This window comes from Pseudothioclava alba, assembly GCF_033100795.1.
In the GTDB taxonomy this organism is placed as follows: Bacteria; Pseudomonadota; Alphaproteobacteria; order Rhodobacterales; family Rhodobacteraceae; genus Pseudothioclava.
Genome location: NZ_JAWLVI010000004.1, coordinates 235,957 through 259,275 on the forward strand (window position 1 = coordinate 235,957; position 23,319 = coordinate 259,275).

Genomic DNA, 23,319 nt, shown 5'->3' on the forward strand with positions numbered 1-23,319 from the left:
CGCGAGGAAAGGGGCTAGCTTTTGATAGGAAGCCAGGTGTCGATATAGTCGGTATAGATCTGGCGGAGGCCATCCTTGTTGTAGTCGCTCAAATAGGCGTCACCCTCGGCGCGCGCATCCCAATCCGCGGTGGTCAACCTCAGCAGCATGTCAAAGTTCCACTTCTCACTTACGCCCCCCGAAAAACAAGAGTTCAGAGTCTCTCCGTTAAAATCCTGACGTCTTAGCCGTTTTCCCATCTCGGGTTCGACCACATCGACAATCGTTACGGCGGTCACCGCACCGACCCAGTCACGGCGTTTACCTGCCAGATTGGGCGCAACCAGCGCGAAACGCTGCGCACATCTGCCAATCTCGCGCAGGGTGAGCGGCTTCTTCGAATTTCGCGCCTCGATCCAACCCACGAACGCCTTGGCTATTTCCTCTTCGAAATCATAGGCTTTAGCAATCTTTTCCGCATATGCTGGCACAGTAATAACCTTCCCCGCCCGATCCTGTAGATCGGGCAAATGCGCCATCAAGGTGATGAACTTGCGCAGATACATCGTCGCATCGCACCCTGCCCCGTAGCGTGCCTTGACCGAGTTCTCCAGCTCGCTCAGGTTCACCCCCAGCACGAAATGCACCCCGTCCACCGCGAAGAAATGCTTGATCGTCTCAAGCAAGGACAGCGCGTAATCGGGCCGGCAGCGGTCCAGCTCGTCGATGATGATGACAAGCTTTTGGGCAGGGGCGCCTTCCGCCGAAGTCTCGACCAGAGTTCTGAGCGTATTCTGGAAAGCCTCCATCGCTGCACGTTTGGTGGCTTCCTGCGCCCAAAGTTTGTCGATGTCATCCACCACTTTTTGCGCCTCGCCCCCCGCAGCAAGCGCAACAGAATCCCAGACGCCCTCGACCGCGGCCGTCGCACCATAACTCGCCGCAGCAAGACCAATACGCGCGCCGCCTTTTGCCAAGGGTAATGCGAGCCGACGAAGGGTTTTTCCGGCTTGCGCGAGCTTCCCCTCCGGTTCGGTCACAGGGGCAATCGCCGCCACAAGGCTTATCAGCGGGTCGTCAAGGAAATCCTCTTTGAAGGCGTCGAAATAGACGACCTCGGCATGTCCCTTGAACTGGAGCTTATGCGCCCCGACCCAAAGCTTCAGGAAATGCGATTTGCCGCTGCCCCATTCACCATCCAGCGCGATGACCGTGGGGCTGTCCAACGCATCGACGAGGTTTGACAACTTTTGGCCAAACGCCGTTCGATCCAGCCAATCGGCATCGCCGTCGAAGGTGCTTGTCCCGATCACGATTTGGGGCGCGCGTTTTGTCAGCCGCATCTGAAACCTCTCACTCGATACCTTCACACAACCTAGCGCTGTGCTGCCTCGCCAGTAAATAGCCTCTCTTTGCGCCCACCCGAAAACGCGCTAAACGGGCAGGAACGAAAGGATGTTCCATGCTGTCCAGACTGCGCGATTTGTATGAGGGCGAGACCCATGCGGCCCATCGGTTCCGCTATGCGATCCTCGGGTTCGATCTGGCGACGATCCTGTTTGTGATCGTGACCTCGTTTCTGCCCCGCACCCCTGTCACGACCGCGCTGGATGCGGTGATCGGGGTGCTGATCGTGCTGGATTTCGCCGCGCGCTTCGCGATTTCCGACCGCAAGATCAGCTTCTGGACCCGCCCCGCCACGCTTACCGATATTATCGCGATGGTCTCGTTTCTGGCGCCTTTCATCGGCGACAGTTTCGGGTTTTTGCGCGTCATGCGGACGCTGCGGCTGTTGCACACCTATCAGCTCTTGTCGCGGCTACGGCAGGATTTTCCCTTTTTCCGCAAGCACGAGGACATCGTCCTCGCCTCGATCAACCTCGGGGTTTTCCTGTTCGTGATGACGGGGCTGATCTATGCCACGCAATTCGGCCGGAATGAGGACATCCGCAACTACGCTGACGCGCTTTATTTCACCGTCACGACGCTGACGACGACGGGATTTGGCGACATCACGCTGCATGGCACGACGGGGCGGCTGCTGTCCGTCGGGATCATGATCTTCGGGGTGACGCTGTTCTTGCGGCTGGCGCAGGTTTTGTTCCGCCCCAGCAAGGTCCGCTACGAATGCACCACTTGCGGGCTGTCCCTGCATGACGCGGATGCCATCCACTGCAAGCACTGCGGTGCGACGGTGCATATCGACACCGAGGGGCTGACCTGAGGCGGATCAGACGATCCGGCCCCAAAGGTCGTATTCGCTGGCCTCGTCCACCTCGACCGTGACCATATCGCCCGGCGTCAGATCCTCGAAGCCTTCGTCGATGAACAGATTTCCGTCGATTTCGGGCGCGTCGGCCATCGTGCGGCAGGTCGCGCCTTCGGCGTCCACCTCGTCCACAATGACTTGTTGGAGCGTGCCGACTTTGGCCTCCAGCTTGGCTTCGGAAATGGCCTGCGCCTTCTCCATGAAGCGCTCCCACCGCTCTTGCTTAAGCTCGGCGGGCACATGATCGGGCAGGTCGTTCGAACGCGCGCCAGCCACGTTTTCGTATTGGAAGCAGCCCACGCGGTCGAGCTGTGCCTCGTCCATCCAGTCCAGCAGATACTGGAACTCTTCCTCGGTCTCGCCCGGATAGCCGACGATAAAGGTCGAACGCAGCGTCATATCGGGGCAAGCCGCGCGCCAGGCTGCGATCTCGTCCAGCGTCTTGGCCGAAGCGGCAGGGCGCGCCATGCGTTTAAGCACATCGGGGTGCGCGTGCTGGAACGGGATGTCCAGATAGGGCAGCACCAGACCATCGGCCATCAGCGGGATCAGGTCGCGCACATGCGGATAGGGATAAACGTAGTGCATCCGCACCCAGGCCCCCGACGGTTGCGCAAGCTTGCCCATCTCGCGGGCCAGATCGGTGATATGGGCGCGCACCTCGCCGTCTTTCCACGGGCTTGCCGCATGTTTGCGGTCCACACCATAGGCCGAGGTATCCTGCGAAATCACCAAAAGCTCACGCACGCCAGCATCAATCAGCTTTTCAGCCTCGCGCAGAACGGCATGGGCAGGACGGCTGACCAGCTTACCGCGCATGTCGGGGATAATGCAGAACTTGCAATGGTGATTGCAGCCTTCCGAGATTTTCAGATAGCTGAAATGGCGCGGCGTGAGCTTCACGCCCGTCGCGGGCAGAAGGTCGACAAACGGATCGGGCGAGGGTTCGACCGCACCATGCACGGCATCCAGAACCTGCTCGTATTGCTGCGGCCCGGTGACGGCGAGAACCTTCGGATGCACGCCAGTGATAAACTCGGGCTCAGCACCCAAACAGCCGGTCACGATCACCTTGCCGTTCTCGGCCAGCGCCTCACCAATCGCCTCAAGGCTTTCGGCCTTGGCCGAATCCAGAAAACCGCAGGTATTCACGATCACCGCGTCCGCGCCCTTGTAATCGGGCGAAATCGCGTAGCCCTCGGCGCGCAGCCGCGTCAGGATGCGCTCGCTGTCAACCAGAGCCTTAGGACAGCCAAGCGAGACCATCCCTACCACCGGCTGACCGGGACGCGGCGCATCCTCGATACGGGCCTTGGGCGCAAGATCGGGGCGGAGGTTCGGCGGGTTCTGGCTCATTGGCGGCTCTCAATGCGAAGGCGAGCCTGACGGCCCGCCTTGAAGAAAGGTATCATATTTTGCGCGGCACGCGGGGCTTACCGTTTGCGGTCGCGACGCGAGCTCATCGGCTGAAAGGCGACGCCGACATGGGCCTCGCAATAGGGTTTGCCCGCTTGCGAGGGCAGACCGCAGAACCAGAAATCCTCGGTTGCGGGGTCGCCGATCGGCCATTTGCAGGTGCGCTCGGTCAGTTCCATCAGCGTCAGCTTGCGGGCCTTTTTCTCGACCTCGCCCACCTTGGCCAGAGCCTCGGGGCTGATCTCATTGGCAGAGGGTTGCGGCGGCAACGGCTGCCCCGCCGGAACAATCGGCTTGCGCAGCGGCACAACGGGCGCAGAGGCGGGCGCCGCGGCGGGTTGCGGCGCGGGACGGGCGGCCTGCGGCTCGGGGGAGGCTTCGGGCTCTGCCACTTCGGGCTTGACCGCCTTCTTTGGCGCAGGCTTGGCCGCGGCCTTCACCGGCTTTGCCGGCGCTTCGGGGGCTGCCCCGCCTGCGCGGTTCGACAGGCCCAGACGGTGCACCTTGCCGATCACGGCATTGCGCGTCACGCCGCCAAGCTCTTTGGCGATCTGGCTGGCAGACTGGCCCTCGGCCCACATCTTTTTCAGAAGCTCGACGCGTTCGTCGGTCCAGGACATGGCTATCCCCTTGCGTTTTTCCCGCACCGGCGCGGGATGGATCTTGCCCCATTCTAGTGGGGACATGCCGAGATACAAGTTGAAGAGCGGGATTTCAAGGCGCCACAGCACCGATTGCACCCTCCCCTGCGGCGATGATACCACGCTGGCAATGATGGAGGGTGCAATGGCCAAGATGGGCGAGCGGCGTTTCGGGCGGTGGAACTGGCTGGGGATGAAGACCCTTGCCTGGCGCGAGGTGCTGCGCTTCGCGACAGTCTGGCAGCAAACCCTGCTGGCGCCGCTGATTACGGCGGGGCTGTTCCTGACCGTGTTCGCACTGGCTTTCGGGCGCGGGCGAGCCGATGTAATGGGCGTGCCCTACCTGCATTTCCTCGCGCCTGGCATTCTGATGATGACGGTAATCCAGAACGCTTTTGCGAATACCTCGTCCTCGATCCTGATCGCCAAGGTGCAGGGCAATATCGTTGATACGCTGATGCCGCCGCTGTCTGCGACCGAGGTTCTGCTGGGCTATCTGGCAGGCGCCATCGTGCGGGCGCTGTGCGTGGGGCTGTTGATCAGCGCGGGCGTCGGCGTGACGCTGGGGCTGTGGCCCACACATCCTCTGTGGCTGGTGCTGGTGGTGGTTCTGGGGGCCGCGCTGATGGGTAGCCTTGGCATTGCCGCCGCGATCTGGGCCAACAAGTTCGACCAGATGGCCGCGATCACCAATTTCATCGTGACGCCTTTGTCGTTCCTGTCCGGCACCTTCTATTCGGCATCCGTGCTGCCGCCGCTGTTTTACGCGCTGACCCACTGGAACCCGGTCTTCTACCTGATTGACGGCGCGCGTTTCGGCATGATTGGCGCCTCGGACGCCAGCCCCGTTCAGGGACTTGCGGTGATCGCCCTGTTTGTCGCCGCGGTCATGACGCTGTGCTGGTATTGGCTGAAGACCGGCTTTCGCATGAAAGCCTGAGACGCAGCAAGCCGCTTTACAAGGCACGCCAAACGCTCTATCTGCGGCCTCATGATCAAACGGGCCAATCATATCCTCCGTTCGCGACGTCGCCGCTTTAGCGCCTGACGTCCGCCCGATTGTGGCTATCCGCCACAGATTTTCTCAAACATCACCGCTATCTGGCCGAAACCGTTGACAGAGCCCCGCGCGCTGTTGCACCCCTTGGCCTTCCTTCTATGGAGCAAAGAATGATCGCTTCTGTCCTGCCTACCTATTCCCGCGCCCCTCTTGCCTTTGTCAAAGGCTCCGGCAGTTGGCTGGAGACGGCGGACGGCAGCCGATACCTTGATATGGGGGCAGGCATTGCGGTCAATTCGCTGGGTCACGCCAACCCCGAGCTGGTCGAGGTGCTCAGCGCGCAGGCCGCGAAGCTGTGGCATGTCTCGAACCTCTACGAGATCCCCGAACAGCGCGCCCTTGCGGACAAGCTGGTCGATCTGACCTTTGCCGATACCGTGTTCTTCACCAATTCGGGCACCGAGGCCGCCGAGCTGGCGATCAAGATGGCGCGCAAATACTGGTATGAAAAGGGTTCTGACCGGACCGAGATCATCACCTTCGGCGGCGCCTTCCACGGCCGCTCGATGGGTCCGGTTTCCGCTGTCGCGACCGAGAAGATGGCCAAGGGATTTGGCCCGCTTCTGCCCGGTTTCAAGCAAATCGCATGGGGCGACCATGACGGGCTGCGCGCCGCTGTCTCGGACAAAACGGCCGCCATCTGGATCGAGCCAGTGCAGGGCGAAGGCGGCATCCGCCCGGTTCCCGATCAGTGTCTCAAGGGCTTGCGCGATCTGTGCGACGAGACCGGCACCTTGCTGATTTTCGACGAGGTGCAATGCGGCGTCGGGCGCACCGGCAAGCTGTTCGCGCATGAATGGGCGGGCGTTACCCCCGACATCATGATGATCGCCAAGGGCATCGGCGGCGGCTTCCCGCTTGGCGCGGTGCTGGCCACCGAAGAGGCGGCATCCGGCATGGTTGCGGGCACGCATGGTTCGACCTATGGCGGCAACCCGCTTGGCTGCGCGGTCGGCAAGAAGGTGCTCGACATCGTGTCCGACCCCGCTTTCCTTGACGCAATCGCCCGCAAGGCGGGGATGCTGCGTCAGGGTCTTGAAGGGCTGGTCGCCTCGCATCCCGATGTGTTCGAAGAGGTGCGCGGCGCGGGGCTGATGCTGGGCCTTAAATGCAAGCCCGCCGCGGCGGATGTGGTGAAGGCGGCCTATGCGCAGCACCTTCTGACGGTGCCTGCGGCGGATAATGTTGTCCGCCTGCTGCCCGCGCTGAACATCGCCGAAGAAGACATCTCCGAAGCCCTTTCCCGCCTTGAGGCCACCGCCGCCTCGCTGAAGGGCTAACCATTTCCTGCGGGGGCGGCATGGCCTGCCCCCCGACCCAGAAAGACCAGACCGATGACCCATTTCCTCGACATTCACAAAACCTCGCCCGAAGACCTGCGCGGCATGATCGACGCCGCCCGTGCCATGAAGGACGCCCGCAACGGTCGCCCGCGCGGCGCGCTGGACGACGAGCAGCCGCTTGCGGGCCGCATGGTTGCGCTCATTTTCGAGAAGCCCTCGACCCGCACGCGCGTTTCGTTTGACGTGGGCGTGCGCCAGATGGGCGGCCAGACGATGGTGCTGTCGGGTTCGGATATGCAGCTTGGCCACGGCGAGACGATTGCCGATACCGCACGGGTTCTGTCGCGCTATGTCGATCTGATCATGATCCGCACCTTCGAAGAAGAGACCCTTCTGGAGATGGCCGAATACGCCTCGGTTCCGGTCATCAACGGCCTGACCAACCGCACCCATCCGTGCCAGATCATGGCCGACATCCTGACCTACGAAGAGCATCGCGGCCCGATCGCAGGCAAAAAGGTCGTCTGGTCGGGTGACGGCAACAACGTCTGCGCCTCGTTCCTGCATGCAGCGGGGCAGTTCGGCTTCGACATGACCTTCACCGGCCCGAAGCCCCTCGACCCCGAAGCCGAGTGGATGGACTTCGCCCGTTCGAAAGGCGTGAAGGCCGAGATCGAGCGCGACCCGTTCAAGGCTGTCGAGGGCGCCGATCTGGTCGTCACCGACACCTGGGTGTCGATGCATGACCCCGAATCCGCGAAAGAGCGCCGCCACAATCAGCTGCGCGGCTATCAGGTGAACAAAGACCTTATGGCCCACGCCAAACCGGACGCGCTGTTCATGCATTGCCTGCCCGCGCACCGCAATGACGAGGTGACCTCCGAGATCATGGACGGCCCGAACTCGGTGATCTTTGACGAGGCCGAAAACCGCCTGCACGCGCAAAAGGCCGTCATGCGCTGGTGCCTCGGCGTCTGATCCGGCCCCGAACCCGCGCCTCCGGCAAATCCTGCGCTTGCCGGAAGCGCGCGATCTCTGACCTGCCCCGAGCGCCACACGACTCGGGGCTTTTCATTTCATGCGCGCCGTGCCACCGTCCGCGCCATGACCTGCGATTTTCTTATCATCGGCGGGGGCATAGCCGGAATTTCGGCCGCAGCCCGTCTTGCGCCCCTTGGCTCTGTCACCGTTCTGGAGGCCGAGGCCAATCTTGCCTACCATGCCTCGGGACGCTCCGCCGCGCTTTATGAGCCGCGCTACGGCAACCCAGCCATTGTGGCGCTGTCGCTGGCCTCGAACGACTATTTTCAGGCGTCTGGCACCCTCTCACCGCGCGGGTTCATGTTTCTGGACAGCACCGATCAGCGCGAGCGGTTCCTGAAACACGTCAAGGATTTCGACCTTGACGAGCTGAGCCTCCCTGAGGCGCAAGAGATTTTCCCGATCCTCAACCCCGACACCGTGGGGTTTGCCTCCTATGCAACCCACGCATGGGATCTGGATACCGACCTGCTGATCCAGAAATTCCTGCGTGAGGCCCGTGCGGAGGGGGCGCAGATCGTCACCTCCGCCCCCGTCACCGCGATCACCCGCTCTGCCAACCGATGGCAGGTCGAGGCAGGCGGGCAAACCTATGACACGCGCATGATCTTTAACGCCGCTGGCGCTTGGGTCGATCAGATCGCCACGCTTGCGGGGCTGGCGCCCATCGGGTTCACGCCGCTGCGCCGCTCGATGGCGCGACTGCCAGCCCCCGGCGGGCATGACCTGAGCGGCTGGCCGATGGTCGTGGGCGGGAACGAGGACTGGTATTGCAAGCCCGACGCCGGTGCGCTGATCGTCTCGCCTGCCGACGAAGACCTTGCCGAGCCGCATGACGCATGGGCTGACGATATGGTTCTGGCCGAGGGGTTGGCGCGCTACGAGGAATGTGTAACCGAGCCTGTCACCCGCCTTCTGGCCTCATGGGCGGGGCTGCGCACGTTTTCACCCGACCGCGTGCCGGTGATCGGCCCCGATCCGCGCGAGCCGTCGTTCTTCTGGATCGGCGGACAGGGCGGCTACGGGTTCCAGTCCTGCCCCGCGATCTGCCAGCTTGTTGCCGATCTGGTCGCCGGCCGCGCCAGCGAGCTACCCGCAGACATTATCGAACGCATCTCGCCCGCGCGTTTCGCATAACATTCAACAATCCGCATCTGTTTGACTCACGTCAAGGCCGCCCGCGGCCCCTTATGCCATGCGGGTTCATCCCTTCGGACAGGAGACCAAAATGAGCTACAAACAGAAAATCGACGACATGCGTTCGGAACTGCGCGTGATGAACAAGCAGATCCCCGATGCGATGAAAGGCTTTGCGACCCTCTCGAAAGCGGTCAAGGACAACGGCCCGCTTTCGGTCAAGGAAAAGGAATTCATCGCGCTTGGCATGGCTTTGGCGCTGCGCTGCGAGCCTTGCATCAACTTCCACGTCGAGGCGTTGATGAAAGCGGGCGCCACGCGCGAGGAACTGGGCGATGTGCTGGCGATGGCGATCCAGATGGCGGGCGGGCCGGGCGTCATGTATGCCGGTCACGCGCTGGCCTGCTGGGACGAACTGGCCGCCGAATAACCCCAAGGGTGCGACATTTTGGCAGGCTCCGCCGGAACGCGGAGCCTGTCGCGTTTTATGATCAAACAGCCAGTAAGGAGACCAGCCATGAAACGCATCGCAACATTTACCGCTCTTATCGCCCTCGCAGCAGGTGCGGGCTTTGCCCAGACCGCCAATTTCATTCCGGGCGAGGATTTCATGCTTCAGTGGGATCTGGACGGGAACGGCGCCGTGACCCTCGCCGAGGCCCGCGAGCAGCGTGAGAATATCTTCTATATGTTCGATCAGGATGACGACGGGCAGTTCTCGCAAGAGGAATACGCCGGTATCGACGAGCATAAGGCGCTTGAGCGCGAAGCCGGAAAAGGCCCGGGCCACAACATGCCCGAGGGTATGGTTCCCGGTCAGGGGCAGGGCCGCGCGATGGGCCAGGGTAAGGGCATGGGCTTTGGCCGCGCGCAGGGCATGGGTCAGGGTCGCGCCCAGATGGGCATGAGCGAGTTTGACATGCCCGCCGCCGAGGAAATGCGTATGTTCGACGGCAACGGCGATGGCACCGTCACCAAGGCCGAGTTCATCGACAGCTCGGACCTCTGGTTCCAGATGCGCGACCGCAACGGTGACGGAGCGCTGACCGTCGAGGATTTCGGCCCCGGTCGCTAAGCCAGTCGCTAAGCGCAAGAAACCGCTGATCTGAAGAAAACGCCCGGTTGTCCCCGTGACAGTCGGGCGTTTTTGCGCGACCCTGTCCCGATCAGCAGTGGAGTAACGTGTATGAAACCGGTTTCGGGGATTTTGACGGCAATTCTGGTTATGACGGCGCTGGCGGGGTGCAAAAGTCAGGACAGCACGCGCCCGCTGATGCAGCCCGACCGGCTGAGCGCGGCCAACTACCGCGCGCCGGGGGTGCCTGCGCGCTTGGGCGACACCGATCCGCACGACTGGGCGGGTGCGGTTCCGGCCCGCTATCCGGTGCACGGTATTGATGCGGCCCGCTATCAGGGGCTGATCGACTTTCGCTCGGCGGCGAATGCGGGCATCGGGTTTGCATGGATCAAGGCGACCGAGGGCGGCGATTTCCTTGACCCCGGTTTCCGGCAGAACTACGCCCGCGCCCGCGCCGCAGGCGTCCCCGTCGGGGGCTATCATTTCTATTACTTCTGCCGCTCGGCGGCGGAACAGGCCGACTGGTTCATCGCCAATGTGCCCCGCGCCAAGGGCGACCTGCCCCCCGTTCTGGACATCGAGTGGAACCATACTTCTCCCTCCTGCCGCAAGCGCCCCGCAGCCCATATCGTGCAGGCGGAGATGCGGGTCTTCCTTGAAAAGCTGACCGCCGCCTATGGCACCCGCCCCGTGATCTACACCACGCCCGATTTCTGGCGCGACAACGGGCTTGAGGGATTTCGCGGCTATGACCTCTGGCTGCGTTCGGTCACGGCGCACCCCTCCGAACGCTACACCGGCACGCATTGGGAGTTCTGGCAGTGGACGGGCACTGGCGTCGTTCCAGGTGTGCGCGGCATCGTGGACGTGAACGCCTATCGCGGCTCGGCCCCGGATTGGGAGGCGTGGAAGGCCGCGCGGATGCAATGAACGCTGCGTCACTTGCGCCCCGCGATTGACGTAACGAAAGCGCCTTTGGTTCAGTGGGCGGAGCCACGCAAAAAGGACCGCCCATGACCCAGCCAGCCATCAGCCGCTTTCCCGTTCCCACCCTTGCCGAGCTGCCCGAGGACATCCGCGCGCGCATCGAGGCGGTGCAGGAAAAATCGGGTTTCATTCCGAATGTGTTTCTGGTGCTGGCCCATCGTCCCGACGAATTCCGCGCGTTTTTTGCCTATCACGATGCGCTGATGGACAAGCCCGGCAACTTGTCTCAGGCCGAGCGCGAGATGATCGTCGTCGCGACCTCGAACGCGAACCAGTGCCAGTATTGCGTGATCTCGCACGGCGCAATCCTGCGCATCCGCGCGAAAAACCCGCTGATCGCGGATCAGGTCGCGATCAACTACCGCAAGGCCGATCTGACGCCGCGCCAAAAGGCGATGCTGGATTTCGCGCTGAAGGTCTCGCACGAGGCGCATCTTGTAAACGACGCCGATTTCGAAACCCTCGGCGCGCATGGGTTCACCCCCGAAGACGTCTGGGACATCGCGGGGATTTCTGCCTTTTTCGGGCTGTCGAACCGGATGGCAAATGTCACCAACATGCGCCCGAACGACGAGTTCTACACGCTCGGGCGCTAGATAACGCAAAGCCCCCGCCCTTTTGCAGAGCAGGGGCCATGCCGCGCGAAATCGGACGGATCAGTCCGCGAGGCTGCCTTCTTCGTCACCGCGCCGATGCATTTTCGCGCGCACAATCCGGCCCACGATCAGCGGCATCACAAAGCCGATAATCGCAATCAGCCACAGCGCGATCGAAAGCGGGCTGTCAATCAGGGTGAACCAGTTGCCATTGTCGATCGTGATCGCTCGGCGCAGGTTCGATTCCATCGCGTTGCCCAGAAGCGTGCCAAGGATGATCGGCACCAGCGGCACATCAAGCTTGCGCAGAACCCAGCCCAAAATCCCGAAACCGATCATCACCAGCAGGTCAAAGCTCGACCCCGAGATGCCGTAGATCCCGACAAAGCTGACCATCGCGACGATGGGCATCAGAACACGTGGCGGGATCAGCAGCACGCGGGTGAACAGACCCACCATCGGGATATTCATCGCCAGCAGCATGAAGTTCGCGATGAACAGCGCCGCAATCAGCCCCCAGACCACATCGGGGTTATTGGCAAACAGCAAAGGCCCGGGCGTGATATTCAGCGACAGCAGCACTGCCAGCAACACCGCCGTCGTCCCCGACCCCGGCACGCCAAGCGCCAGCATCGGCACCAGCGCGCCACCCGCAGCCGCGTTATTGCCCGCCTCGGGGGCTGCAACACCGCGCGGATCGCCCGTGCCGAAGGTGCCCTCTTTATCGACCAGCCGCTTCTCCATCGAATACGAAATAAACGAGCCAAGCGAGGCACCGGCACCGGGCAGAACGCCCGCAAGGAAGCCAAGGAACGAGGTGCGCAGCATCGTCGGTGTGCAGTCTTTGACCATCGACATCGGCGGCGTCAGGCGGCCAATGTCCATCTTTTTGCCCGCCGCATCAGCGTTGCCGTGACGCTCTTCAAGGAAGATGAACACCTCGGACAGCGCGAACAGCCCGACGATAGCGACAAGGAAGTCGATCCCGTCATACAGGTGCACCTCGCCAAAGGTGAAGCGCGGCACGCCGGTCTGCGTATCGACCCCGATCATCGCAAGGCCAAGCCCAAGTGCGGCCGCAAAAGCCGACTTCGCCTGATTGGTCGAGGACACCCCGCCAAGCGTCATGAACGCCAGCGCAAACAGCGCGAAATACTCGGCCGGACCGAACAGCAGCGCGATTTTCACCAGTTGCGGCGCCAGCAGGATCAGCCCCCAGGTCGCAAGGAACGAGCCGACAAACGACGCGATCCCCGAGATCGAGAGCGCCTGCCCCGCCATCCCCTTTTGCGCCATCGGATAGCCATCAAGACAGGTCATCATCGCAGGCTCGTCACCCGGAATATTCAGCAGGATCGACGAGATTCGCCCGCCATACATCGCCCCGTAATAGACCGAGGTCAGCAGGATCAACGAAGGCGTCGCGCCAAGGCCAAGCGTGAATGCCAGCGGGATCAGAATGGCCACGCCGTTCGACGGGCCAAGCCCCGGCAGCGCACCCATGATCGTGCCCAGGAAACAGCCCAGCAGAGCCAGACCAAGGTTTTGCCATGTCAGCGCGACGACAAAGCCGTCCGCCAGTGAGTTCATCAGTTCCATGACCCGTCCTCCTTAAAATCCAAGGGGGCCGCGCGCCAGCGACAGGCCCAGAACCAGATGGAAAATAACGTAGATGCCGCCTGCGGTGCCAATGCCCGCGATCACCGCGGACAGCGGCGCGGACCCAAGCCGCCAGCCCAGATAGCTGGCCGCAACAGCCGTCGCGATGACGAAACCGGCAATCGGCAGGAACTCGGCGTAGAGCACCAAAACGACCACGGCAGCGGCGATCTCGGCCAGACGCCCGAGGCTTGGCCAATGCGGCGCGGCGTCCGGTTTCAGCGCGATCACGGCGGAACTGATCCCGAGGATTGCAGCGATAATAAGCGGGAAGGCTTTGGGGCCCACGGCATCCGAGAGGAAGCTCTCTTCGATCACCAGCGCCGAAAGCGCAAAGGCAATCGCCAACAGGACACCGACTATGCCGAAGATGCGATCACTCATGGGGATCTCCTGATACGGCTGGAATTGGATATGATTGGGGGCGGCCATTGCCCGCCGCCCCCGGTCTTCAAGCAGCGCGAGAGGGCGCGCTTACTTGATGATCCCGATCTCGCGCGAGATCGACTGGATCTTGGCAACCGAGTCCGACACGAAGGCCTGGAATTCGGCGCCTTGCAGGCTCAGCGGAGCCATGCCGTTCGCCGCCATCACAGCTTTCCACTCGTCCGAGGCGTAAAGCGTGCCGATTTTCTCGACCCATGCGTTATAGGCCTCGTCCGACATATTGCCCGGAGCGTAGAAGCCGCGCCAGTTTGCACCGATCGCATCGACGCCTTGCTCTTTCGCGGTCGGGAACTTGGCGAATTCACCTTCCAGACGCTCGGGAGCGAGAACCGCGATCACCTTGATGTCGCCGCTGTCGACAAAGCCTTTGGCTTCCGAGATGTCGCCGGTGAAGGCCTGAACCGAACCAGCCAGAAGCTGCGTCACAGCCTCGCCGCCGCCATCGAAGGCGATGTATTTGACCGAGCGCACGTCGTCGATACCATAGGCATTGGCCGCGATCAGAACCTTGAGGTGGTCCCAGCCGCCAACAGCCGAACCGCCTGCAACCGAAACGCTGGTCGGGTCATTTTTCAGCTGGTCCAGAAGCTCGGGCAGCGTGTTGACGGCACTGTCGGCTGCCACGGCGATCACGCCGTAATCTGCGCCAACGGATGCCAGCCAGCGGACCTGATCCATCGAGTTGCCCGGATAGGCGCCTTGCGCCAGACGGGTAGCCGTTGCCGACGAGGCCGCGACGATCAGATCGTTATCGGCGCCGCGCTTGTTCACGACTTCCGCGTAAGCCACACCACCGCCGCCACCGGCAAGGTTCACAACCTGCATGGTCTTGTCGATCAGACCCTGATCCTGCAGCGATTTACCGACCTGACGGCAAGTGAAGTCCCAGCCGCCGCCCGGGTTCGCGGGCGCGATGCACTCGGGGTTCTCGGGCTTGAAGCCTTCGGCAGCAGCGGTCAGAGCGGACGCGCCAAGCAGCGCAGCGGCGAGGGTAAGGCGGGTTGCCTTGAAGATCATCTTGAACTCCTCCAATTGTGGCCGGGATCAGCCCCGGAACTTGACGCCGTCGCTCCGCACTATGCGGCCTCCTTGCGACGGGCTATGAAGGACACTAGCGGCGCAAGCTGTCACGAACCTGTCATCATGACAGGCACGAAAACGGACCGGAGACCGATGCGGATTCTGATCGTCGAAGATGCAACCGATATGGCCGAGGCGGTGGCGATCCGTCTGGGGCGCGTTGGCATGGCCTGCGATCTGGCCGACACCCTGTCGGATGCCGAGGATTTTCTGGCGGTGCAGCGCTATGATGCGCTGATACTGGATATAAACCTGCCCGACGGCTTGGGCACGGAACTGCTACAATCGCTGCGCGCGCGGGGCGACCGCACGCCGGTTCTGATGCTGACCGCGCTGTTTTCGGTAGATGACAGGGTTTCGGCGCTGGACCTTGGGGCCGACGATTATCTGGTCAAACCCTTTGATCAACGCGAGCTGGAGGCACGGCTACGCGCCCTTCTGCGGCGCGAATCGGATCAGAAAAGCGACACGCTGCAAATCGGGAAGCTGGCCTTTTCACCCTCGACGCTGGCGGCCCGGATCGGGGACGAGCCGCTGGAACTGACCCGGCGCGAAGCGACGTTGCTGGGGTTGTTGCTGCGGCACTCTGGTCAGGTTCTGTCGAAAGAGCGGCTGTATGACGGACTGTTCACCTTTAACGACACCGACGTCGGACTGAACGCGATCGAGCTGTATATCGGGCGGTTGCGCAAGAAACTGGCGGGCGCGGGCGTGACGATCGAGACCCAGAGGCGCCTTGGCTACCGGATCAGCGAAGATGCCTGAGCGCCGGTCCTTAGGCTCGCGCGTCGCCATCGGGGTGATCGCGCTGTTGCTTGTCGGTGGCGTCGTCGTGGCTATTGCAAGCTTTGCCTATGGCCGTCAGGCCGCGCGGAGCGCCTATGACCGGCTGCTTCTGGGCGCGGCCAACGACATTGCCGAAACGATCACCATCATCGCGGGCCAGCCCGTCACCGACCTGCCCTTGTCGGCGTTCCAGCTTTTGGCGCTCGCTGCCGATGACCGGATCGCCTATGCGGTGCGCGGGCCGGACGGGGCGCTGCTGACCGGGCAAGATACCGTCACCCCTGCCAATCCGCCACGTGACGGCGGGGCAGAGAACATATGGTTTTCTGATGCTGCGATGGGGGGCGAGCCTGCCCGCTTTATCACCGTCACGCGCCGCTTTGCCGAGCGTGATTTCTCGGGCACTGTCACCGTCACGGTTGGCCAGACCCTGCGCGCGCGCAATGATATGGCCCTTGGCCTGACGCGCGACGCGCTGATCGCGACGGCCATCGGTGGGCTGGCGCTGATGGGGCTGGCGCTGGCCGTGATCCGCCGCGCGATGCGCCCGCTCGACCACCTGGCCGAAGACCTGCTTGCGCGTGACCCGCGCGACCTGACGCCGATGGACAGCGCTGTGCCTGCCGAAGTGGCCGTGATGATCGACGCGATGAACCGCTTTATGCGCCGCCTTGATCGCCAGATCGGCTCGATGAAGAACCTGATTTCCGACACTGCCCACCAGTTGCGCACACCTGTTGCCGCCATCCGCGCGCAGGCCGAACTCATCGCCGAGGAACCCGACAGCCGCAAGCGCGACCTCATGCTCGGGCGGCTGTCGCGGCGCACGCGCTCGCTCGGGACGCTGCTTGACCAGATGCTGGCCCGCGCGCTGGTGATCCATCGCACTGACAGCGCACAGCGCTTGCCCGTCGATCTGCGCGATGTCGCGCTGGAGGTGGTCGAGAGCCGCGATCACGAATTGCTGTCGCCGCAAACCGAGGTGGAACTGCGGATCGGCCCTGATCCGGCCATGGTTCTGGGGGACGAAATGTCGCTGGTCGAGGCGGCAAAAAACATGTTCAACAACGCGCTGCGCCACGGGCAGGCGCCGGTGCGCATCGGCGTTTCGACCGAAGGCGACAAGGTCTCGCTTTGGGTCGAGGATGCGGGTAATGGCCCGCCACCTGAATTGCTGGACCGGATGGGGCAACGCTTTGAACGCAACGCCGCCTCGCGCGGGCAAAGCGCAGGGCTGGGGCTGTCGATCGTGCGCGCGGTGGCCGAAGCCTTTGAGGGCGAACTGACATTCGAGCGCCGCGAGACCGGCTTTCGCGTCGCCCTGACCCTTGACCAGATCGAGGAGACCGCATGATCCGCCTGCTTGCCGCATTATGCCTGTTCGCCGCGCCGCTGGCCGCGCAAGAGGCGCAAACGCGCTTTGGCCCGGCATCCGGCACGGCGCTGCTGATCCGCTCGACCACCGACACCGCGATCCTCGCCCCCGCGATGGAGGCGTTCATCGCCCGCAATCCCGGCGTGGCCATCGACTATGAGCAATGGGGATCGAACGACCTCAACGCCCTGACATCGGCTGAATGCACGACCCAAAGACCCCGCGCGGATGCCGTGTTTTCCTCGGCGGTGCATCAGATGGTGGAACTGGTGAACTCGGGCTGCGCCGAGCCGTATCGCTCTACCCGAACGGCCGAATTACCGCCCGAACGTATCTGGCGCGACGAATTATGGGGCGTCACCCACGAGGCCGCCGTCATCGTTTACAACACCCGCCTCGTGCCGCCCGAGGATGTCCCGCACACGCGCTTCGACCTTCTTGATCTGATGCGGCGTCAGGACCAGCGCTATCAGGGCCGGATCGCAACCTATGATATTGTCGCCTCGGGGCTTGGCTACCTGTTCGCCTTCGCGGATTCGCTTGAGGCCAGCACCTTCGGCTCGCTTCTCGAAGGCTTTGCCCGCTCGGGCGCCATCGCCACCTGCTGCTCGGCCGAGATCATCGAGGGCGTCTCCAGCGGGCGCTACCTGATCGCCTATAACGTGCTGGGGTCTTACGTCGACAGCTCCCGCGCCGAAGATGTCGGCGTGATCCGCCCGAGTGACTACACGCTGTTCCTCTCGCGCGGCTATATGATCCCGCAAGGCGCCCCGCATCCCGCGCTTGCCGGTGCGCTGCTGGACTTTCTGCTCTCCCCCGAGGGGCAGGCGATCCTCACACGCTCGGGCCTTGTGACCAAACGCGACCCAGAGGAAACCGCCCTCCCCGAAAGCGCCGAGCGCCCGATCCGCATTGATCCGGTGCTTCTGGTCGCCCGCGACAAGCAAAAACGCGAAGGGTTTATCGCGCGCTGGCGCGCCGCCTTCGGGCGCCCGACGCTGCCCTGAAAGGCAGGGCTGGCCACGGGCGGAAAACCTAGGTAAAACCCCGCGCAACAAGGCTTAAAGGGATCGGATATGGCGCGTCACCTCATTACCTCGGCTATTCCCTACATCAACGGCATCAAGCATCTGGGCAACCTTGTGGGGTCGCAGTTGCCCGCTGATCTGTTCGCCCGCTATCAGCGCGCGCGCGGCAACGAGGTGATGTTCATTTGCGCCACCGACGAGCACGGCACTCCGGCAGAGCTGGCCGCCGACAAAGCGGGCAAACCCGTGGCGGACTACTGCGCCGAGATGCACGAGGTTCAGGCCCGCATCGCCGAAGGGTTCCGCCTGTCGTTCGACCATTTCGGGCGCTCGTCTTCGGCTGAAAACCGTGCCCTGACGCAGCATTTCGCCCTGCGTCTGGCCGAGGCTGGCCTGATCCGCGAAGTCAGCGAAAAGCAGATGTATTCCAAGGCCGATGGCCGCTTCCTGCCCGACCGCTACATCGAAGGCACCTGCCCCAACTGCGGCTTTGACAGTGCGCGCGGGGATCAGTGCGACAACTGCACCAAGCAGCTTGATCCGGTGGACCTGATCAACCCTCATTCGGTGATCTCCGGCTCGACCGATCTGGAGATGCGCGAGACCAAGCACCTGTTCCTGTGCCAGTCCGCAATGAAAGACAAGCTGGCCGAATGGATCGACAGCAAGGCCGACTGGCCGGTGCTGACCACCTCGATCGCGAAGAAATGGTTGTTTGACGGCGACGGCCTGCAAGACCGCGGCATCACGCGCGACCTGCATTGGGGCGTTCCCGCGCAATTCGAGGGCGCGCCGTGGCAGGGCATGGACGGCAAGGTCTTTTACGTCTGGTTCGACGCTCCCATCGAATATATCGCCGCGACGCAGGAATGGTCGGGCAAATCGGGCGGCGATTGGGAACGCTGGTGGCGCACCGACAAGGGCGCCTCCGACGTGACCTACACACAGTTCATGGGCAAGGATAACGTCCCGTTCCACACGCTGTCCTTCCCCTCGACGATCCTTGGCTCGAACGAGCCGTGGAAGCTGGTGGATTACATCAAGTCCTTCAACTACCTGAACTATGACGGCGGCCAGTTCTCGACCTCGCGCGGGCGCGGCGTGTTCATGGATCAGGCGCTTGAGATCCTGCCCGCTGACTACTGGCGCTGGTGGCTCCTGAGCCATGCCCCCGAATCTGCGGATGCCGAGTTCACCTGGGACAACTTCCAGACGGCGGCAAACAAGGATCTGGCCGATGTGCTGGGGAATTTCGTCAGCCGGATCACCAAGTTCACGCGCTCGAAATTCGGCGAGGCATTGCCCGAGGGCGGCGCATGGGGCGAGCAGGAAGAGGCACTGATTGCCGAACTGAACACCCGTATCCGCGCCTATGAAACCTTCATGGAAGATAAAGAGGTCCGCAAGGCCGCGACCGAGCTGCGTGCGATTTGGGTCGCGGGCAACGAATACCTGCAATCCTCGGCGCCGTGGTCGGTGTTCAAAACAGATCCGGCACAGGCGGCGGCGATTGCACGCCTCGCGCTGAACCTCGTGCGGGTCTATGCGGTCCTCTCGGCCCCGTTCATTCCCGATGCTGCCGCCTCGATGATGGACGGGATGCAGTCCGAGGACTGGAGCTGGCCGACGGACGCCAAAGCCGCGCTAACCGCGCTGCCGGTCGGGCACGCCTTCGTCACCCCCGAGGTTCTGTTCCGCAAGATTGCGGATGAAGAACGCGAGGAATGGCAGGCCCGTTTCGCAGGCACGCGCAGCTAAGCCAAGCGCACCGAAACAGGGGCACCGCCCCTGACGAATAAAGGGGACTCGATGCCCCCTTTATTCGTTCCCCCTATGCCCCTTTGCGCCAATCCTCCAGCGCGGGGTTCTCTGCCTCGGGCAAGGCCTCGGCGGCGGGCATAACGACCGATTTCGCGCGCAGGTAATGCGCCTCACGTGCGCCGAAATAGAAGCCCACAATCGCCCCTAAAAGCCACCAAAGCGGCTCGGGGACATAGTTCAGCCCCACCATCCTCCGCGCGAACCCCACCGGATCAATCATCGCATAGGTAAACAGCCCCAGCGTCCCGAAAGCCAGAAACGGGCGCGGCAGGCGGTTCAGACCATTCACGAAACGGTCGAACGCGCCGGGGCGCAGGTATTGAAACTCGGCCCCGTGCTCATCAAGCGCCGCGATATAGGCGTCATGCGCGGCTTCCATCTTTTTGGTTGCGTTCGGCACGAAAACCTCGGCCACCTCGCCCGCCGCCTGACCAAGCGCGCGCGCGGCCCCTGCCCCGCCAATCAGCCTGCCGATCACACCCATTTCGACACCCGCGCGCGGTGCTGCGCCTCGCTCAGATGATAACGCGGTGAGATGAACTCTTCGGCACGCCTGATCCAGCCGCCCTTCCCGCCCGCCCGCGTGCGCGCGTATTTGCGCGACGCCGGACGCGCATCGGCCAGCGCATAGTAATAATTGCGCCGCGCAATCCCGTAAGCATCCGCGAAATGATCGGGCGCGGCCCCATGCGCGCGCGTGGCCGCCGCGATGGTCTCGGGGCCGATCGCCCCGTCAACCGTCACGCTTTCCCCCATCCGGTTCAGCAAGCGCTGCAGCACGATCACCGCATTGCTGCCCGCATTCACATACATATCGAACACCGATGCGCGCACCGCCTCGGGCAGCGCATCCAGCTTCGGGCCATAGTAATAATGACGGATGTAGATTTGCGCGGCCTCTGCTCGGGTAAGACCGCGCAAATCCTGCTCGGTGACTTTTCCATCGCCGCTTTTATCCGCTCCAAAGCGGCGTAGCGTCGCCAGCGTCACCCCGTATTTCGTCGCCCCGCCCGGATCATCCGGATCATCGACATAGCCGCCCTCGCGGGCGACGATCTCATTGGCCAAATCCTGAACTGATTTCATGTGTGATTTCCCCAAGGTATCCCTTGGGAAAATCTGCGCGTCTCAGGTTAATGCCCCCGATAGCAGGCGAACGCTCAGGAACCGGCTTCCTTGTAGACGCCCTGCTCTTTCAGCGCGTCCACGACCTCTTTGGGCATATAGGTTTCGTCGTGCTTGGCCAGAATCTCGTCGGCCACGAAAACCGCGCCTTCCATCTGGCCGGTGCCGATCATGCCCTGATTTTCACCAAACAGATCAGGCAGCACGCCGGTAAAGCGCACCGGCACCGTCGCACCGCCATCCGTCACGCTAAAGGTAACCGTCTCACCATCGCCGCGCTTGATCGTCCCGGCCTCGACCAGACCGCCAAGGCGGAACACCTCGCCGGGTTTGGGCGGGTCTTCCATCACCTGCGTCGGCGCGCGGAAAAAGTTGATCCCGTCCTTGAATGCCGTCCCCATCAGGGCAACCGAGCCGAGCAGCGCCAAAGTGGTAACAAGCAACACCTGAATCCGGCGCTTCTTCTTGAGGCTTTTCATCGCGTTTCCTTCCTCAATCCATCCGCAGCCTTTTGGGGCGATTGGCCCCGGACTGCACTGACCTAAGTCAAGGGAAGACAGGTGCCAGCATCAGCCCTGCCGTTTCCTCGAGGCCAAGCATCAGGTTGGCGTTCTGGATTGCCTGCCCCGAAGACCCTTTGGCCAGATTGTCGAGTGCGACGATCACCAGCGCCCGTCCGGGCAGGCGATCCCCGATCACACCGACATGAACGTAATTGGAGCCCGCAATCGACCGTGTCGAGGGGAGCGTGCCAAAAGGTAGCACTTCAAGGAAGGTCTCGTCGGCATAACGCGCGGCCAATGCGTCATAGATTTTCGCGGGTTCGCCGCGCACATAGACCGTCGCGAGGATGCCGCGGTTGAACGGCATCAGGTGCGGCGTGAATTGCACACGCACGTCGCGGCCCGCCAAGAGGCTGAATTCTTGGTCAAATTCGCCAAGGTGGCGGTGTGCGCCGCCCGCCGAATAGGGATGCGTTCCGCCTGACAGCTCGGCGTGCAGCAAGTTCTCTTTCAGGCTGCGACCCGCGCCCGAGACACCCGCCTTGAGGTCGATCACAATCTCGTCAAAGTCGACGACACCCGCCTCGATCAGCGGGCGGATGGCATATTGACCCGCCGCCGCGTTACAGCCCGTGCCCGCCACCAGACGCGCGCTGCGAATCTGTTCGCGGTAGAACTCGGTCAGGCCATAGACCGCCTCTTTCTGCATCTCGATCGCCGAATGCGGCTTGCCATACCATTTTTCATAGGCCGCCGGATCGCGCAGACGGAAGTCCGCCGACAGGTCCACGATCTTGAGGTCACGCGGCAGTTCCGAGATCACCGCCTGACTGGTGGCATGTGGCAGCGCGCAAAACGCCAGATCGACCTGCGAGAAGTCGATCTCTTCGATCTTTTGAAGATCGGGCAGGCGCAGATGACGCAGATGCGGGAACACATCGCCCATCGACATGCCCGCCTTGCGGTCGCCTGAGAGCGCGACGATCTCCATATCGGGATGGGTGGCGATCAGCCTTGCGAGTTCAGCCCCCGTATAGCCCGAGGCACCGAGGATCGCGATTTTCTTGGTCATGGGTCTCTCCATGCAGGAACGTTAAGGGCGAAAACGCCCGCTCAGGCTTGTTCGAACTCGACCTTACGGCGCAAAAAGCGCGTGGCGTGGTTCGATACCGTCGACGGGTTGCCCGTCGTCAGGAATTTCTGCGTGCTCCCGCTGCCAAGCATATCGGGATGGCGTTTAAGATAGTCGTCCAGCGCCGAGGCCACCAGATTAGCCTGGCTATAGACCTGCACATCCGCGCCAAGCGCGTCCTGAAAGGTCTCTTGCATCAAGGGATAATGCGTGCAGCCAAGGATAGCGGCCTCGGGGTGCGGCATCCGGCGCTTCAGCGCCTCGACATGCGATTTCACCAAGGCTTCGGCCAGAATTTCATCCCCCGCCTCGATCGCGTCGACCACGCCACCGCAGGGTTGCGCCTCGACATCCACGCCGATTGCGCGGAACGCCAGTTCGCGCTGGAAAGCGCGGCTGGCGACGGTCGCGGGGGTTGCAAACAGCGCGACATGCTTCACCTCGACCTCGCGCGGCGGCGAGTTATCGCCCCATTTGCGTTCGGTCAATGCCTCGATCATTGGCACGAACACGCCCAGAACCCGCTTGTCCTTGGGCAGCCATTTCTCTTGCATCCGCTTGAGCGCCGCCGCAGAGGCCGTGTTGCACGCCAGAATGACCAGATCGCAGCCCTCGGCCCAAAGCCGCTCAACCGCCGCACAGGTCAGATTGTAGATGTCATCGGCATCGCGCACCCCATAGGGCGCGTGCGCGCTATCGGCGAAATAGACGAAAGGCACGTCCGGCAAGCGTTTGCTCACCGCATCAAAAACGGTCAACCCGCCCAGACCGCTGTCAAAAACGCCCACTGCCATGACAAAATCCTTTCAGGCCTGCCTGAATTAGACCACGCGACATACGCAGCCCGTTACAGTCGTAATACGCTCTAACGCCAAA

Annotated in this window: 24 protein-coding genes; 13 read left to right on the plus strand and 11 right to left on the minus strand. The window is 62.7% G+C overall.

Going from position 1 to position 23,319, the window contains the following annotated elements; all coding sequences use genetic code 11:
- Positions 1-14: 14 nt before the first annotated feature.
- Positions 15-1,322: a KAP family P-loop NTPase fold protein gene (locus tag RYZ20_RS11225; protein WP_317673480.1), complete on the minus strand. Its 1,308-nt coding sequence runs from the start codon at positions 1,320-1,322 to the stop codon at positions 15-17.
- Positions 1,323-1,441: 119 nt separating this feature from the next.
- Between RYZ20_RS11225 and RYZ20_RS11230 the strand changes: the two genes are divergently transcribed.
- Positions 1,442-2,203, plus strand: a complete 762-nt coding sequence (locus RYZ20_RS11230; RefSeq protein WP_317673482.1) for an ion channel — start codon at positions 1,442-1,444, stop codon at positions 2,201-2,203.
- Positions 2,204-2,209: 6 nt separating this feature from the next.
- On the opposite strand, the gene rimO is transcribed toward RYZ20_RS11230, so the two are convergent.
- The gene (gene rimO, locus RYZ20_RS11235; protein WP_317673484.1) at positions 2,210-3,604 is read right to left on the minus strand and encodes a 30S ribosomal protein S12 methylthiotransferase RimO; all 1,395 of its coding nucleotides are present in this window, start codon (positions 3,602-3,604) and stop codon (positions 2,210-2,212) included.
- A 77-nt stretch (positions 3,605-3,681) separates the two neighbouring features.
- On the minus strand, positions 3,682-4,284 hold the full coding sequence (locus RYZ20_RS11240) for a GcrA family cell cycle regulator (RefSeq protein ID WP_317673486.1): 603 nt from the start codon (positions 4,282-4,284) through the stop codon (positions 3,682-3,684).
- A gap of 166 nt (positions 4,285-4,450) precedes the next feature.
- On the opposite strand from RYZ20_RS11240, the gene RYZ20_RS11245 reads away from it, so the two are divergent.
- The 8 genes from RYZ20_RS11245 to RYZ20_RS11280 all read left to right on the plus strand — a co-directional run bounded on the left by RYZ20_RS11245 (position 4,451) and on the right by RYZ20_RS11280 (position 11,487).
- Positions 4,451-5,245, plus strand: coding sequence for an ABC transporter permease (locus RYZ20_RS11245; protein ID WP_317673488.1), 795 nt, complete (start codon positions 4,451-4,453; stop codon positions 5,243-5,245).
- A gap of 230 nt (positions 5,246-5,475) precedes the next feature.
- On the plus strand, positions 5,476-6,645 hold the full coding sequence (locus tag RYZ20_RS11250) for an aspartate aminotransferase family protein (RefSeq protein WP_317673490.1): 1,170 nt from the start codon (positions 5,476-5,478) through the stop codon (positions 6,643-6,645).
- Positions 6,646-6,699: 54 nt separating this feature from the next.
- Positions 6,700-7,626: an ornithine carbamoyltransferase gene (gene argF, locus RYZ20_RS11255; RefSeq protein ID WP_317673492.1), complete on the plus strand. Its 927-nt coding sequence runs from the start codon at positions 6,700-6,702 to the stop codon at positions 7,624-7,626.
- A gap of 126 nt (positions 7,627-7,752) precedes the next feature.
- Complete coding sequence (locus RYZ20_RS11260; RefSeq protein ID WP_317673494.1) at positions 7,753-8,826, plus strand: NAD(P)/FAD-dependent oxidoreductase; 1,074 nt, start codon at positions 7,753-7,755, stop codon at positions 8,824-8,826.
- Between the two features lie 91 nt (positions 8,827-8,917).
- The gene (locus tag RYZ20_RS11265) at positions 8,918-9,256 is read left to right on the plus strand and encodes a carboxymuconolactone decarboxylase family protein (protein WP_317673496.1); all 339 of its coding nucleotides are present in this window, start codon (positions 8,918-8,920) and stop codon (positions 9,254-9,256) included.
- A gap of 87 nt (positions 9,257-9,343) precedes the next feature.
- Positions 9,344-9,901, plus strand: a complete 558-nt coding sequence (locus RYZ20_RS11270) for an EF-hand domain-containing protein (RefSeq protein WP_317673498.1) — start codon at positions 9,344-9,346, stop codon at positions 9,899-9,901.
- A gap of 111 nt (positions 9,902-10,012) precedes the next feature.
- Positions 10,013-10,834, plus strand: coding sequence for a glycoside hydrolase family 25 protein (locus RYZ20_RS11275; protein WP_317673501.1), 822 nt, complete (start codon positions 10,013-10,015; stop codon positions 10,832-10,834).
- Between the two features lie 83 nt (positions 10,835-10,917).
- Positions 10,918-11,487 carry a peroxidase-related enzyme gene (locus tag RYZ20_RS11280; RefSeq protein ID WP_317673503.1) on the plus strand — a complete coding sequence of 190 codons (570 nt, stop codon included), beginning with the start codon at positions 10,918-10,920 and terminating at the stop codon, positions 11,485-11,487.
- A gap of 60 nt (positions 11,488-11,547) precedes the next feature.
- On the opposite strand, the gene RYZ20_RS11285 is transcribed toward RYZ20_RS11280, so the two are convergent.
- The 3 genes from RYZ20_RS11285 to RYZ20_RS11295 all read right to left on the minus strand — a co-directional run bounded on the left by RYZ20_RS11285 (position 11,548) and on the right by RYZ20_RS11295 (position 14,610).
- Positions 11,548-13,086 (minus strand): tripartite tricarboxylate transporter permease, encoded by a 1,539-nt coding sequence (locus RYZ20_RS11285; protein ID WP_317673505.1) that lies wholly within the window; start codon positions 13,084-13,086, stop codon positions 11,548-11,550.
- A 12-nt stretch (positions 13,087-13,098) separates the two neighbouring features.
- Positions 13,099-13,530 (minus strand): tripartite tricarboxylate transporter TctB family protein, encoded by a 432-nt coding sequence (locus RYZ20_RS11290; protein ID WP_317673507.1) that lies wholly within the window; start codon positions 13,528-13,530, stop codon positions 13,099-13,101.
- A gap of 90 nt (positions 13,531-13,620) precedes the next feature.
- The gene (locus RYZ20_RS11295) at positions 13,621-14,610 is read right to left on the minus strand and encodes a Bug family tripartite tricarboxylate transporter substrate binding protein (protein ID WP_317673509.1); all 990 of its coding nucleotides are present in this window, start codon (positions 14,608-14,610) and stop codon (positions 13,621-13,623) included.
- A gap of 156 nt (positions 14,611-14,766) precedes the next feature.
- Between RYZ20_RS11295 and RYZ20_RS11300 the strand changes: the two genes are divergently transcribed.
- From RYZ20_RS11300 to metG, 4 genes are all read left to right on the plus strand, one after another.
- A complete protein-coding gene (locus RYZ20_RS11300; protein WP_317673511.1) occupies positions 14,767-15,438 on the plus strand; it encodes a response regulator transcription factor in 672 nt (223 codons plus the stop codon).
- Positions 15,431-16,813 carry a sensor histidine kinase gene (locus RYZ20_RS11305; RefSeq protein ID WP_317673513.1) on the plus strand — a complete coding sequence of 461 codons (1,383 nt, stop codon included), beginning with the start codon at positions 15,431-15,433 and terminating at the stop codon, positions 16,811-16,813. The genes RYZ20_RS11300 and RYZ20_RS11305 overlap by 8 nt, the downstream gene beginning before the upstream one ends.
- Entirely contained in the window at positions 16,810-17,841 is a 1,032-nt protein-coding gene (locus RYZ20_RS11310) for an ABC transporter substrate-binding protein (RefSeq protein WP_317673515.1), read from the plus strand. The genes RYZ20_RS11305 and RYZ20_RS11310 overlap by 4 nt, the downstream gene beginning before the upstream one ends.
- Positions 17,842-17,910: 69 nt before the next feature.
- On the plus strand, positions 17,911-19,620 hold the full coding sequence (gene metG / locus RYZ20_RS11315; protein WP_317673517.1) for a methionine--tRNA ligase: 1,710 nt from the start codon (positions 17,911-17,913) through the stop codon (positions 19,618-19,620).
- Positions 19,621-19,693: 73 nt separating this feature from the next.
- Here the strand turns inward: metG and RYZ20_RS11320 are convergent, their stop codons facing one another.
- From RYZ20_RS11320 to murI, 5 genes are all read right to left on the minus strand, one after another.
- Positions 19,694-20,167 carry a holin family protein gene (locus RYZ20_RS11320; protein WP_317673519.1) on the minus strand — a complete coding sequence of 158 codons (474 nt, stop codon included), beginning with the start codon at positions 20,165-20,167 and terminating at the stop codon, positions 19,694-19,696.
- A complete protein-coding gene (locus RYZ20_RS11325) occupies positions 20,158-20,769 on the minus strand; it encodes a holin-associated N-acetylmuramidase (protein WP_317673521.1) in 612 nt (203 codons plus the stop codon). The genes RYZ20_RS11320 and RYZ20_RS11325 overlap by 10 nt, the downstream gene beginning before the upstream one ends.
- Positions 20,770-20,843: 74 nt before the next feature.
- On the minus strand, positions 20,844-21,287 hold the full coding sequence (ccmE, locus tag RYZ20_RS11330) for a cytochrome c maturation protein CcmE (protein ID WP_317673523.1): 444 nt from the start codon (positions 21,285-21,287) through the stop codon (positions 20,844-20,846).
- A 67-nt stretch (positions 21,288-21,354) separates the two neighbouring features.
- The gene (gene argC, locus RYZ20_RS11335) at positions 21,355-22,383 is read right to left on the minus strand and encodes an N-acetyl-gamma-glutamyl-phosphate reductase (protein ID WP_317673525.1); all 1,029 of its coding nucleotides are present in this window, start codon (positions 22,381-22,383) and stop codon (positions 21,355-21,357) included.
- A 41-nt stretch (positions 22,384-22,424) separates the two neighbouring features.
- Positions 22,425-23,237, minus strand: coding sequence for a glutamate racemase (murI, locus tag RYZ20_RS11340; RefSeq protein ID WP_317673527.1), 813 nt, complete (start codon positions 23,235-23,237; stop codon positions 22,425-22,427).
- Positions 23,238-23,319: the final 82 nt, after the last annotated feature.